The sequence below is a fragment of the Pseudofrankia saprophytica genome (genome assembly GCF_000235425.2).
GTDB lineage: Bacteria > Actinomycetota > Actinomycetes > Frankiales > Frankiaceae > Pseudofrankia > Pseudofrankia saprophytica.
Window position 1 is genome coordinate 3856867 of the sequence record NZ_KI912266.1, and the last position, 12720, is coordinate 3869586.

Below are 12720 nucleotides of genomic sequence, written 5' to 3' on the forward strand. Positions count from 1 at the left end.
CGCGACTCGCGACCGCGCCCCCAGCTCCGGGGATGTGGCCGGCCCCCGTGGGGCCGCTCCCTGTGGCGCCCGCCCCTGTGGGGCCCGTCCCCGCATGGGCGACTTCCGTGCCGGCGGCATTCCCCTCGCAGCCAGCCGTGCCGGCCCCGCCGGGACCGTATTCGCCACCGGCACCCGCCCTCGCGCCGTCCCGGCCCGAGGCTTCGCCGGTCCTCACGGTTCCACCGGTGCTGACGGCTTCGCCGGTTCCGGCAGCTCCGCCGGTTCCGGCAGCTCCGACAACTCCGTCGGTTCCCGCGGCTCCGCCGGTTCCCGCGATGCCGGCGGCGACGCCGGATCCTACCCAGCACCTGCCGCCGGCCGGCCCCGCGACGGCCTGGCCAGGGGGAGCGCCGAGGGTGGCCGGCCCGGCCGGCGCGGCGGACCTCGCCGAACCCGACGGGACGCTGGACGCCGCTGATCCGGCCGCGGCCGCCGCGTCGTCCGCGTCCGCGTCGGCGTCGTCGGCGTCCGCGGCGACATCGACGAGGGAGGCCTCGAGATGACGACCTCGTCCGTGGGTCCGGTACCGCTGACCGTCGTCCTCCCGTCTGGCGCCCAGCTCGACGTGGCGCTGGCGGCGAAGCCGTCGACCACCATCGCGACGGTCGCCGCCGGGCTCGCCCGGGACCTGGCCGACGACCTCGACGCGGCGCCGTCGCCTGCCTCCGACCTCTTCCTCGACGGCGCGCGGCTCGACCCGCTGGCGACCCTGCGCGAGTCGGGGCTGGCCGGCGGCGCCCGGCTCGGCGTCGGCGGCCCGGCCAGTCCGGTCGGGCCGGAGCCACCCTGGCGGGACACCGCGGCGTCGGCGGTGGACGGCGAGCAACTCATGACCCGCGACCCGCACTGGTACGAGGTGCACGCGGTGGGCGGCCCGCACGCCGGGCAGGTCTGGGCCGTCGGGCCAGGCGCGCACGGCATCGGTTCGGCGGCCGGCTGCCCGATCCGGCTCGACGGGCTGCCCGAGCGGGGCCCGGTGCTGCACGTCGGCCACACCGGCGACACCTGGGTCAGCTGGCCGGCACCCGACAGTTCACCAGCCCTGGCCCGTACGCCCACCGCGGTCTCGCCCTCGGCCGCCGAGTCCCGCCAGCACGCCGCGCGGCTCGCCCGGCCGTTCGCCGCACCGGTCCGCCGTACCGACGAGCACCAGCTGGCGACGAACGTCAACCACCACGGCGACCCTCGCCGCAAGCCCGGCCGCCCGGCCGGCCGCGCCGCGTCGACGGCCGCGCCCGGCGACACCACATTCGCCTCGAACGACCTGACGCCGAACGACCTGACCTTCAACGGGAACGTCTCGGGTGCCGGGACCGCCGACCGAGCGGTCGCGGGCCGTCCGGCTGCCTCGCGGCCGTGGCCGGTCGACGTCGACTTGGCCGTGGGGGACACCCTGCTGCGGCTGGTCGACCCGTTCGAGCCGGATGCCGCCGTGACCCCGTCGGTGGACGTCGTGGGACGTGACTTCAACCGGCCGCCGCGGATCGTGCCGCCGTTGCTCTACTCGCGGCAGCGCTACCCGTCGCCGCCGTCCACCCCGACCCGCCGCCCGATCCCGTTGGTGATGATGCTGTCGCCGCTGGTGATGGGCGTGGCATTCGTCTGGCTCTTCGGGTCGACGTACTTCCTGATCATCATGGCGATGGCGCCCCTCATGGGCGTGGCGAACTGGTACACCGACCGGCGCGGCGGGCGCCGCCAGTTCCGCCTCGCGGCCGCCCGCTACCGCGCCCGCCGGGCCGAGGTCGACCGCGAGCTCGCCGAGGCCGTCACCGCGGAGCGCCACGCCAGGAGCCTGGCCGCGCCGGACCCGGCGACCGCGTGGCTGATGGCGACCGGGCCGGGCGGACGGCTCTGGGAACGCCGCCGCGCCGACCCGGACCACCTGGTCCTGCGGGTCGGCACCGCCGATCAGCCGTCGCTGATCGAGGTGGAGGACCCGGCGGTCGACGGCTACTCCCGCGAGGTGCGCTGGACCGTCCCCGACGTCCCGGTCCTGGTCGACGTCGCCGGCCGGGGGGTCATCGGCGTGGCCGGCCCCGCCGAGACGGTGGCTGGGCTGGCCCGCTGGCTGGTCGCGCAGGCCTGCGTCCTGCACAGCCCCCGGGACCTGCGTGTGGAGATCCTCGCCGACGTGCTGGGGGAGGCCCGCTGGGACTGGGTGCGCTGGCTGCCGCACGCCCGGCCGAACCCGGCCGACGGCCCGGCGCCCGGCGCGCCGTACGCGTTCGTCGGCACCGACCCGGAGACCGTCGCGCACCGTGTCTCCGAGCTGGTGGCACTGGTCAAGGCGCGGACGAAGGCTCGCGGGTCGACGATGGGCCAGGTGCTGTTCCGGGAGCCGGACGTGGTCGTCGTCCTCGACGGCGCCCGGCGGCTGCGCGACGTGCCCGGCGTCGTGCAGGTGCTCAAGGAGGGCCCGGCGGTCCGGGTGTTCGCGCTGTGCCTGGACGCGGACGAGCGGCTGCTGCCGGAGGAATGCGCCGCGGTCGTGCGGGTCGACGGCGACGGGCTGACGGTCCGCCAGTCGGACGCCCCGGAGCTTCGCGGGGTGCGCCAGGACCTGGTCACACCGGACTGGTGCGACCAGGTGAGCCGGGCGATGTGCCCGCTGCGCGACGTCACCCCGGACGACTCCGGCGGGCTGCCTGGCGAGGTCCGGCTACTGGACCTGCTCGGCCTCGCGGACGTGGCGCCGGACGGGATGGCCAGCCGGATCGCCGACGCCTGGCGGGGCCGCCCGGCGACGACCGCGTTCCCGCTGGGAGCCGGGTTCGACGGGCCGTTCGTGCTCGACCTCGTCCGCGACGGCCCGCACGCCCTGGTCGCCGGGACCACCGGCGCCGGCAAGTCAGAGCTGCTGCAGACTCTCGTCGCGTCGCTCGCGGCCCGCAACCACCCGGACGAGCTGGGCTTCGTCCTGATCGACTACAAGGGCGGCAGCGCGTTCCACGGCTGCGTCCGGCTGCCACACACCCTCGGGATGGTCACCGACCTGGACGCGGCGCTCGCCGCCCGCGCGCTGGAGTCGCTCGCCGCGGAGCTGCGCCGCCGCGAGGAGGTCCTCGCCGCGGCGACCGCGAAGGACCTGGCGCACTACCGGGCGCTGCGGGCCAAGGACCCGACGCTGCCGCCGCTCGGCCGGCTCGTCATCGTCATCGACGAGTTCGCGACGCTGGTCGGCGAGGTACGGGAGTTCGTGCCCGGCCTGGTCAGCCTCGCCCAGCGCGGCCGGTCGCTCGGCGTCCACCTGGTGCTGGCCACCCAGCGCCCCGGCGGCGCCGTCACCGCCGACATCCGGGCCAACACCAATCTGCGGATCGCGCTGCGCGTCACCGACACCCACGAGAGCTCGGACGTCATCGACACCGTGGATGCCGCCTTCGTGCCCGCCGCGACGCCCGGACGGGCGCTCGTCCGGCTGGCGGCCCGGTCGTCCGTGCCGTTCCAGACGGCCTACGCGGGTGGCCGCTACGAGCCCCCGCCGCCGCCCGTCGGCACCGACGCCGAGGGCCTGGGCGGCGCGGGTGACACGGGTGGAGTCGTGGGCCCGCGTAGCGCGGCAGACGCGGGTGACGCGCCTTCCGTCCGGCCGGTCGCGGCGGTGCCGCTGCGGTGGACGAGCCTGGGCCGGCCGCTCCCGTTCACCGGCGAGGAACCGGCCGCCGCGGGGGCGACCGAGGCCGTCGCCACCGACCTGGACGTTCTCGTCGACGCGGTCCGCGCGGCGGCGCTGCTCGACGGCGCCGACCCGGGTGGCGCCGGCCGGCCGAGCCCGTGGCTGCCCCCGCTCGGCACCCGGCTGCTCGTCGACGACCTGGTCGCACGGCTGCGCGACCTCGGCTACCGGGCGCCGGACCGCGCGACGACGGCGCGCACCGGCGCGCTGCCCGCCGTCCCCTACGCGCTCGCGGACCTGCCAGCGCTGCAGCGGCAGGTGCCGGTGCTGTGCGACCTCGCGGCGAGCGGGCATCTCGGCGTCATCGGCACGCCCCGGTCGGGCCGCTCCCAGGTGCTGCGCACGCTCGCCGGCGCGCTCGCCGGAGCGATCTCCAGCGCGGACGTCCACTTCTATGGCATCGACGCCGGGGGAGGGGCGCTGGCGGTGCTGGCCGAGCTGCCGCACACCGGTGCCGTCGTGCCCGCGGGCGACCTCGAACGGCTCGCCCGGCTCCTCGAACGCCTGGCCGCCGAGGTGTCGCGGCGCCAGGCGCTGCTGGGCCGGCACTCCTGCGCCGGGCTTGCCGAGCTGCGCGGGGTCCTGCCCGTGCCCGAGCGGCCCGCGCATCTGATCCTGTTCATCGACGGCTGGGACTCGCTGGCCGCGACGCTCGGTGAGCACGACGGCGGCCGGCTCCACGAGCTGCTGCTGGCGCTGCTGCGGGAGGGCGCCGGCGTCGGCGTCCACCTCGTCATGACCTCCGAGCGCGCGCTGCTCACCGGCCGGGCGGCGACGCTCGTCGACAGCAAGCTGGTGCTGCGGATGACGGAGCGGTCCGACTACATGACGATCCACGTCCAGCCCGCCCGGGTGCCGGCGGTCGTCCCACCGGGTCGTGGCTGGCGCGCCGAGGACCAGGCGGAGGTCCAGGTGGCGCTGCTGGCCCTCGACGCGAGCGGGCAGGCACAGGCCGAGGCGCTGCGCCAGATCGGGGCCTCGGCCCGCGCGGCCGAGACCGGCGCGGCCGGGGCGGGCGGGGGCGGCGCGGTCGCGGCTGGCGGGGACAATGCTGGCGGCGGCCCGGCCGGCCGGGCGCCGTTCCCGGTCGCGGCGCTGCCCGAGTCGGTGACGTTCGCCGACGCCTACGCGCAGGTCGCCGAGGCCGACCGTCGCCCGCTGCGCGCGCTGCTCGGCCTCGGCGGTGACGACGCCGCGCCGCTGGTCGTCGACCTCGCCGGGCGGGCGCACACCTTCCTGGTCGCCGGGCCGCCCGGCGCGGGGCGCAGCACGGCGCTGGCGACGCTGGCCGTGTCACTGCTGGCCGGCGGCACCGCGCTGGCGGTGGTGACGCCGCGCGAGTCGCCGCTGCGCCGGCTCGCGGCGCATGCCGACGTCCGGCTGCTCACCGGGCCGGTCTTCAGCGGTGACGACCTCACCGCGGCGCTCGCGGAGCTGGGGGCGGCGGCGGCCGACGGGACCGGGAACGGGGCCGGGAAGGGGCGGCCCGTCGCCGTGCTCGTGGACGACGTCGACCTGCTCGGCTACAACAACCCGCTGGAGCCGCCGCTGCGCGCCGTCGTCGCGACCGGCCGTGACCGCGGCGTCGGGCTGGCCTTCGCCGGCAGCGGCGAGACGCTCGGCCAGGCGCTCGGCGGCTGGCTGGCCGAGGCGAAGCGCTCCCGTCAGGGTGTGCTGCTCTCGCCGCAGAGCTCCGTCGACGGCGACCTGATCGGCACCCGGATCCCGCAGAGCCTGCTGCGCACCGGTATCCGCCCCGGTCGCGGCCACGTCGTCGACGCGATGGGCGTGCTGCGCACCATCACGATCCCGCACACCGTCCTGCGCTGACCGCCGAGCTGGTTGATCAGTGGCGCGAGTTCGCCCGCAGCCTCAGCGGTGGCGGCCCAGCTGGCAAGGAGGTACTGCTGTTACCTGGAATACCAGGCAGTCCTCTGGCGCGGCGGCGGACGCCAGAGTCGGTTACGCCATCGGGACGTTTGCCGCGGCGCCGCCCGGCGACGACGGCCGAAAGGACCTGACCATGAAGCACGCCAAGCTAGGTGATCTTGACGTCTCGCGGATCGGCCTGGGCGCGATGGGCATGTCCACCGCCTACGGCGGGGCCGACCGCGACGATGACGAGTCGATCCGGACCATTCACCGGGCGCTGGACCTCGGCGTCACCTTCCTCGACACGGCCGAGGTCTACGGGCCGTACACCAACGAGGAACTGGTGGGCCGGGCGCTCAAGGGCCGGCGGGACACCGTGGTGCTCGCGACGAAGTTCGGGATGATCTCGCACACCGGCCGCGACGGGCTCGACAGCAGCCCGGCGAGCGTCCGGTCCGCCGTCGAGGGGTCACTGCGCAGGCTGGGCACGAACCACATCGACCTCTACTACCAGCACCGGGTCGACCCGGAAACGCCGATCGAGGACACCGTCGGCGCCCTGGCCGAACTGGTCGCCGAGGGGAAGATCCGCCACATCGGGCTGTCCGAGGCCGGAGTGACCACGATCCGCCGGGCCCACGCCGTCCACCCGGTCTCCGCCCTGCAGTCGGAATACTCCCTGTGGACCCGCGACCCGGAGCCGGCGGTGCTGCCACTGCTGCGCGAGCTGCGCATCGGCTTCGTGCCGTACTCGCCGCTGGGCCGTGGCTTTCTCACCGGCCAGATCCGCTCCGCCAGCGAGCTGGACACCGGTGACTTCCGCCGGAGCAATCCCCGCTTCTCCGCCGAGAACTTCGACCGCAACCTGCGCAGCGCCGACGAGGTCGCCGCCGTCGCCGCCGAGGTGGGCGCCACTCCCGCGCAGGTGGCGTTGGCCTGGCTGCTCGCCAAGGGCGACGACATCGCCCCGATCCCCGGCACCAAGCGCGTCGCCCGCGTGGAGGAGAACGCCGCCGCCGACCAGGTCGCCCTGACCCCCGAGCAGCTCGACCGGCTCGACCGCGTCACCCCCGCGGCCGGCGACCACCACAACGAGGAGCAGCTGCGGATGATCGAACGCTGACGACGCGGAGATGCGGCGGTGCGGCCGGAACGCACGCGCCCCGGACGGCCCCGCGGGCACAGGCCGCGCGGTCCCGGTCGAGGGCGATCGGCTGTCACGAACCCGGCGCATCCCCAGGTCAGCTGGGGCATTCCAGGTTGAACTCGGCCATGACGGCGGCGGGGACGCCGTCGCCGCAGCCGACCTCGGCGGAGCCGAGGCTGACGACCTTCCAGGTGCCGCCGGTCTGGTGCAGCACCGCCCGGGCGCCGCCGGCGGTGGGTGAGGAGGTGGCGGCGAAGGCCCAGGTGGAATCGATCGAGGAGATCGTGATCTTTTCGACGGACGCGTCCGGGGCGATGTCTGGATCACGCTTCACGGCGTCAGCGATCGCGGCGATCGGCGACGGGGATGCCGTGCCATCGGGTGCCGAGGATGCGGCGACGACGGGCGTAGCAGGTGCCGTGACGACCGGCGTAGGTGATGTCGTGGCGGCGGGCGTCGAGGATGCGGCAACGTCGACGCCACCTGACGCGGGCGCGGCCTCCTGCTGCTGGTCGCCCTGGCACCCGCCCAGGATCATGGTCAGGCCGGCCACCGCCGCGACCACCACCACGGTCCTCGTCGCAGCGATGATGCGCGTACGTACCACGTCAAACCCCCGGATTAGTGCGGTTGGCGGAGGCTAGCACCGAGGTCCTGCCATGCCGGCGCGAGTCGGGCGTCGGTTACACGGCCGGTATCCCCGGTGACGGAGCCACCTCCGCCACCGGCCAGTTCCACCGTCCGTCGTCAGCCGACTGGCAGCGGGAAGGGCACCGGCACGAGGAAGGTGAGCGGCTGTGACGGGCGGGTGCCTGGCGTCGCCGGGCCGGCGGCGAACGCGGTCGCCGTGGCGGGGCCGGCGGTCGGCCGCCCGCCGCCCTTCGCCGCCGTCCCGACCGCCGTCGCGCTGTTGGTGACCGAGCCGCGCGCGACGTCCGCGGGGGAGGCGGTGTAGGTCGCGGTGCAGGTCATCGACTCGCCGGTGCGCAGCCGGGTGGATGGGCAGGCGACGGGGGAGAGCCCGGGCAGGGTGTCGGTCACCGTCACGTCATTCAGCACCACGTTGCCGGAGTTCTCGACGATGTAGGTGAAGCGCAGCGTTGTGCCGGCGGAGTAGTGGGCCGGGGCGACGGACGTCGTGAGACCGAGCCATGGCCGCGGGGTGCGGATCGTCCGGCTTGCCGGGTTCGACGTGACCGCGGGTCCGGTCGGCGGGGTGGCTGTCGCCGTGGCGGTGTCCGTCACCTCGCCGGCGGCGACGTCCGCGGCGGTCGTCGTGTAGCGGGCGAAACAGAACGTGGCGGCGCCGGGCGCGATCGTCGTTTCCTGGCAGCCCAGTGGTGAGAGCCCTGGGTGCGGGTCGTGCACGGTGACACCGGTCAGCGGCGCGTTGCCGGTGTTGGCGACCCGGTAGATGTAGCTGACCAGCTGGCCCGCCTCGCTGAACGTGTAGTCGAAGGAGCTCTTGAACAGCGCGACCGCGGGGGCGGCGAGGGCCGGGATGGTCACGGATGACCGCGACGAGGTCACGGCGGGCCCGGTCGGCGGGACGGCGCTCGCGATCGCCGCGTTGGTCACCCCGCCTCGCGTCACGTCTGCCTCAGTCGTGGTGTACACCGCCAGGCAGTTGGTCGTCTGACCGGCGGCGAGGGTCTCCTCCAGGCAGAGATTGGTGGTGATGCGGGGTAGCGAGTTGTGCACGGTGAGCCTGGTCAGGGTCTGGCCGCCCGTGTTGGTGATCGTGTAGTAGAACGGCAGCTCGATCCCGGCGGAGGCGAAGGACACCGCGAGTGGGCTCATCGCCATCGAGAGGGCGGGTGCCGGCGCGGTGGGGGCGGCCACGGCGCCCGGTGCCCCGATGCCCGCGGCGCCGGCGCAGGCCACCGTGGCAAGCAGGCCGGTGGCCCATCTCCGCACCGCGCGCCACGGGTGGCGGCCAGGACCCGGCCGATGAGCGGAAGGCGACGTCGCGTGGCCGACGGGACCGGGTGGGACCTGTCTCGACATCGCGGTGCGCTCCCTCGCGTGTGTCGGCGGCGCCCGGACCGGGCCTGGGGCCACCGTCGCGACCCGCCGTGACGGCCCCGGCCGGCCCCCCACGGTGCCGGGCTGTGGCCGTCGTCCCTGGCAGACCAAAAGGAGCCACGGGAATAGTCACACAGAGTGACCGACGTGCGAGGTCACGCCGCTCCGCGTGTCACTGACGGCCAAGCCCCTGGCGCACTCGACGTCACGGACGCCGATGACCTTGAGGAATCCGTACGCCAGCTGACGGTGCGTTCAGGCCCGGTGCGCCGGCGCGGGCAGCAGCTCCGTCAGCAGATCGCGCAGGATCTGGAGGCCGTCCTCACTGAGCACCGACTCGGGGTGGAACTGCAGGCCGGCGAAGGTCCGTCCACGCAGCGCGTGCACCTCACCGCCGCCGCCCTCGTGACCGTCCCGGGCGAGCCGGACCACGCCGTGCGGCGTGGCGATCTCGTCGGCGTCGGACAGGGCGGTGAACGTCGAGTAGAAGCCGACCCGGCGTGTCTGGCCGAACAGGTCGATCTCTCGGGCCAGCCCCTGGTACGGCGCGTCGCGCCGGTGCAGGCGCAGCCCGAGCAGCCCGGCCAGGAGCTGGTGCCCGAGGCAGACGGCGAGCATCGGCCGTCGCTGGTCCAGCAGGTCGGCGATGATCCGACGCATGGCCGCCATCTTCGGGTGGTGCCGCAGGGTCGGGTCGCCCGGTCCCGGGCCGGGCACGACCAGGTCGAAGCCGGCGGCGTCGCCGGCCTGGTGCCACGGCAGCACCGTGACCGTGAGGCCGAGGGCGCGCAGCTGGTGGGCGAGCATCCCGGTGAAGGTGTCCTCGCCGTCGACGACGAGCGCCGACCGCCCGGCCAGCGCGGGCACCGTGGTCGTCCCCGGCGACCGTTCCTCCAGCCAGAAGCGGGCCAGGTGGGTGTTGCGCGCGGCGAGCGCGGCCGCGACCCGCGGGTCGGTCGCCGCCGGGGCGTGGGCGTCGTCGGCGCCGCCGGTGCGCGGCGTGCCCGTGGACGGCCGCGGCCGCGGCCGTGGCCCCCTGCTCCGGAACCGGCCGTAGTCCCAGCGCTGTGAGTACCCCGGCCGCCTTGGTGTGCGTCTCGGCCACCTCGCCGGCGGCGGTGGAGTGGCGCACCAGGGTGGCCCCGACCGGGACGCGCAGCTCGCCGGCGGGGGAGATCTCGGCCGCGCGGATCAGGATCGGCGCGTCGAGCGTCTGCCGCCCGGCCTCGTCGTGGCCGAGCAGGGCGAGCACGCCGGCGTAGTAGCGCCGGGGGCGCCCCTCGTGCCGGGCGATGACCCGGAACGCGTTCTCCAGCGGGCTGCCGGTGACGGTCGGGGCGAACATCGTCTCGCGCAGCACCGCGCGGACGTCGAGGCGGGTGCGGCCGGCCAACAGGTACTCGGTGTGGGTGAGGTGCGACATCTCCTTCAGGTAGGGCCCGATGACCTGGCCGCCGTGCTCCGCGACCCGGGCCATCATCTTCAGCTCCTCGTCGAGCACCATGTACAGCTCGTCGATCTCCTTGGGGTCGGCGAGGAAACGCAGCAGCGCCGCACGGTCCGCGTCGGAGCCCGCGCCGGAGTGCGGCCGCCGGTGGGTTCCGCTGATCGGGTTCATCATCACCAGCCCGTCGTCGACGCTGACGTGACGTTCCGGGGTGGCGCCGACCAGGATCCGCGTTCCGGTGTGGACCAGGAACGTCCAGTACGCGCCGCGTTCGCCGGTGAGCAGCCGGCGCAGCGCGGCGAGCCCGGCCGCCAGCGGCGATCCGACGACGGACGCGGTGTAGGTGCGGTGGATGACGAAGTTCGCGCCCTCGCCGCGGCCGATCTCGTCGCGCAGCACGGTGCCGACCGTCTCGGCGTACTCGTCGTCGCTGACGTCGAAGCGCCCGCCGGTGGCGGTGACGGCCTCGTCGGGCAGGGCGGCCAGCGCGGCGGGCAGCGGCACCCGCTCGTACCCGGTGACCTGGAGGCACTCCAGCGGTGCCGCGTCGTCGAGGCAGGCGAAGCCGCGCTCGATGATCTGCCGGTATGGCACGACGGCGAGCGTGCAGGGCCCGGCCGACCCTGCCGGCCCGGCCGGCAGCGGGATGTCGGCCAGCCGGCCGACGGCGTCGGTCTCGCCGCGCAGCACCTCGAGGTGGTCGGTGCCCTCCCGGCGCAGCAGTGCGAACGGGCCCGGGTCGCCTCCCGCGGCGACGGCGGTGAGCAGGTGCTGGAGCAGGTCCATGGTCGTTCCTCACGGGGCAGGGCTGCCGCGTCCGGCGGCACCGCGCCCGAGAGGGATCGATGGCGGCCGCCGGAGTGGGCGGCCGCGGATGGGGTTACGCGCGGGAGAGGTGGGCCGCCACTGTGGCGGGCCACCAGGAACTCATTCGCGCGATCACGTGCCAGACCCTACCCGCTCGCAGCGCCCGCGCAGGCCCTGGGCCTCGGTGTCGACGTAGCGGCGGACGAGCCGGGCCATGAACAGGCCGACGATCGGCGCCAGCGGCCCGGACTGCCGCAGGCTCAGGGTCACGGTCACGCCGTCGCCCGCCGCTGCCGGCGCGATGCGGTGCTCCGCGAGGGTGGTCATCCCGGTGGCCTTGGAGATCCAGGAGAAGCCCTGTCCGGGCTTCAGGTCGTTCACGGTCCAGGTGGCCACCGGCAGCCTGGGCTGCTGGATCCGGACGACGCTGCCCTCGCGCAGCTCGCCGTCGTCGGTGCGCGCGTTGGTCACGGTCGGGGTCCAGTCGGGCCAGCGCTCCACGTCCCGCATCACCGTCCACACCTCGTCGGCCGTGGCGTCGATGGTCACCGAAGTCTCGTAGTACATGGCATGCCTCCCAGGAACGGTCCGAGCGAGTCGACGCGGCGAGCGTCGCCGCGTTCCGTACCAGTTGGTACATGTACCATTTGGTACGTGAGCTCGCAACGTCGGCCGGCGGACAGCCCGAGAAGCGGACCGGAAATGGGAGGCGGTGCTCGGGAGGCCCTGCTGCGCGACACGATCGCGTACCTGGCCGAGCACGGGATAGGCGACGTGAGCTTGCGCCAGCTGGCGGCCGCCCTCGGCACCAGCCACCGGATGATCATTTATCACTTCGGCTCACGGGACGGCCTGCTGGTCGAGGTCGTGCGCGCGATGGAGGAACAGCAGCGGGCCGCGCTCGCCGAGCTGCGCCGCGAACCGGTCACCTCCGCCGCCGAACTGGGGCGGCTGATGTGGCAACGCCTGAGCGCCCCGGCGCTGGCGCCGTTCGAGCGGCTCTTCTTCGAGATCTACGGCCAGGCGCTACAGGGTCGCCCCTATGCCCGGCCGCTGCTGGACGGGGTCGTCGAGGACTGGCTCGGGCCACTCGCGGAGATCCTGGAGCAGGACGGCATGACGCCGCAGGCCGCGCGAGCGCAGGCCCGGCTCGGCCTGGCCACCACCCGTGGGCTCCTGCTGGACCTGCTGGCCACGGGCGACCTCGAAGGCGTCAGCCAGGCGATGGAACGGAGCCTCGCGGCGTTCGAGCGGGAACGCGGGTAGTGCGGGTTGTGCGGGTGGAAGCCGGCGGTGACGCCGGCCCACCCGACCGGGACGTCCGAGGGCGGGAGCGGCTCAGCCGTCCGCGGCGCCCGGGGTGGCGATGCTCTGGTCCATCTGCTGGAAGTTCTGTGCGATCGTCTGGAAGGTCGTGGCGAACTGGCCGATGCTGGCGATGACCTGCGTCAGCGACGTGTTGAAGCTCTCGTAGTTGGCGTTCAGCACCGGGCTGGACAGTGCCATCCACAGCCCGCCCTCGGGGGTGAGCAGGGAGGCGACCTGCCGCTGCAGCGCGCCCAGCTGGACCTGGATGTCGCCACCCTGGTTCTGCAGCTGGTTCGCGACCCCGTTCACCTGCGCATAGTCGATCTTGACGTCCGCCATGGTCCGGTCTCCTCGCTGTCCGCTGTCCGCTGTCCGCTGTCCGCTGTCCGGTCG

General features: G+C 74.8%; 8 protein-coding genes and 1 pseudogene. 3 read left to right on the top strand and 6 right to left on the bottom strand.

Going from position 1 to position 12720, the window contains the following annotated elements; genetic code table 11:
* Positions 1–541 precede the first annotated feature (541 nt).
* Positions 542–5551, top strand: a complete 5010-nt coding sequence (locus tag FRCN3DRAFT_RS0216125; RefSeq protein ID WP_007515921.1) for an FtsK/SpoIIIE domain-containing protein — start codon at positions 542–544, stop codon at positions 5549–5551.
* Between the two features lie 193 nt (positions 5552–5744).
* Positions 5745–6716: an aldo/keto reductase gene (locus FRCN3DRAFT_RS0216130; protein WP_007515922.1), complete on the top strand. Its 972-nt coding sequence runs from the start codon at positions 5745–5747 to the stop codon at positions 6714–6716.
* Between the two features lie 118 nt (positions 6717–6834).
* On the opposite strand, the gene FRCN3DRAFT_RS0216135 is transcribed toward FRCN3DRAFT_RS0216130, so the two are convergent.
* The 5 genes and pseudogenes from FRCN3DRAFT_RS0216135 to FRCN3DRAFT_RS0216150 all read right to left on the bottom strand — a co-directional run bounded on the left by FRCN3DRAFT_RS0216135 (position 6835) and on the right by FRCN3DRAFT_RS0216150 (position 11586).
* A complete protein-coding gene (locus FRCN3DRAFT_RS0216135; RefSeq protein WP_131803621.1) occupies positions 6835–7305 on the bottom strand; it encodes a hypothetical protein in 471 nt (156 codons plus the stop codon).
* 182 nt (positions 7306–7487) lie between these two features.
* Positions 7488–8657, bottom strand: coding sequence for a DUF7507 domain-containing protein (locus FRCN3DRAFT_RS0216140; RefSeq protein WP_232794057.1), 1170 nt, complete (start codon positions 8655–8657; stop codon positions 7488–7490).
* A 363-nt stretch (positions 8658–9020) separates the two neighbouring features.
* Positions 9021–9572 carry a glutamine amidotransferase-related protein gene (locus FRCN3DRAFT_RS58160; protein WP_232794058.1) on the bottom strand — a complete coding sequence of 184 codons (552 nt, stop codon included), beginning with the start codon at positions 9570–9572 and terminating at the stop codon, positions 9021–9023.
* A gap of 337 nt (positions 9573–9909) precedes the next feature.
* A pseudogene (locus tag FRCN3DRAFT_RS58165) lies at positions 9910–10998 on the bottom strand (chorismate-binding protein); the annotation flags it as partial.
* Positions 10999–11151: 153 nt separating this feature from the next.
* A complete protein-coding gene (locus FRCN3DRAFT_RS0216150) occupies positions 11152–11586 on the bottom strand; it encodes an SRPBCC family protein (RefSeq protein WP_007515927.1) in 435 nt (144 codons plus the stop codon).
* A gap of 87 nt (positions 11587–11673) precedes the next feature.
* Between FRCN3DRAFT_RS0216150 and FRCN3DRAFT_RS0216155 the strand changes: the two genes are divergently transcribed.
* Positions 11674–12285 (top strand): TetR/AcrR family transcriptional regulator, encoded by a 612-nt coding sequence (locus FRCN3DRAFT_RS0216155; protein ID WP_027140643.1) that lies wholly within the window; start codon positions 11674–11676, stop codon positions 12283–12285.
* Between the two features lie 72 nt (positions 12286–12357).
* On the opposite strand, the gene FRCN3DRAFT_RS0216160 is transcribed toward FRCN3DRAFT_RS0216155, so the two are convergent.
* The gene (locus FRCN3DRAFT_RS0216160) at positions 12358–12666 is read right to left on the bottom strand and encodes a WXG100 family type VII secretion target (protein WP_007515929.1); all 309 of its coding nucleotides are present in this window, start codon (positions 12664–12666) and stop codon (positions 12358–12360) included.
* Positions 12667–12720: the final 54 nt, after the last annotated feature.

Coding starts and splice junctions, on each gene's coding strand:
- FRCN3DRAFT_RS0216125 (WP_007515921.1), top strand. CDS start 542: ATGACGACCTCGTCCGTGGGTCCGGTACCGCTGACCGTCGTCCTCCCG.
- FRCN3DRAFT_RS0216130 (WP_007515922.1), top strand. CDS start 5,745: ATGAAGCACGCCAAGCTAGGTGATCTTGACGTCTCGCGGATCGGCCTG.
- FRCN3DRAFT_RS58160 (WP_232794058.1), bottom strand. CDS start 9,572: ATGCTCGCCCACCAGCTGCGCGCCCTCGGCCTCACGGTCACGGTGCTG.
- FRCN3DRAFT_RS0216150 (WP_007515927.1), bottom strand. CDS start 11,586: ATGTACTACGAGACTTCGGTGACCATCGACGCCACGGCCGACGAGGTG.
- FRCN3DRAFT_RS0216160 (WP_007515929.1), bottom strand. CDS start 12,666: ATGGCGGACGTCAAGATCGACTATGCGCAGGTGAACGGGGTCGCGAAC.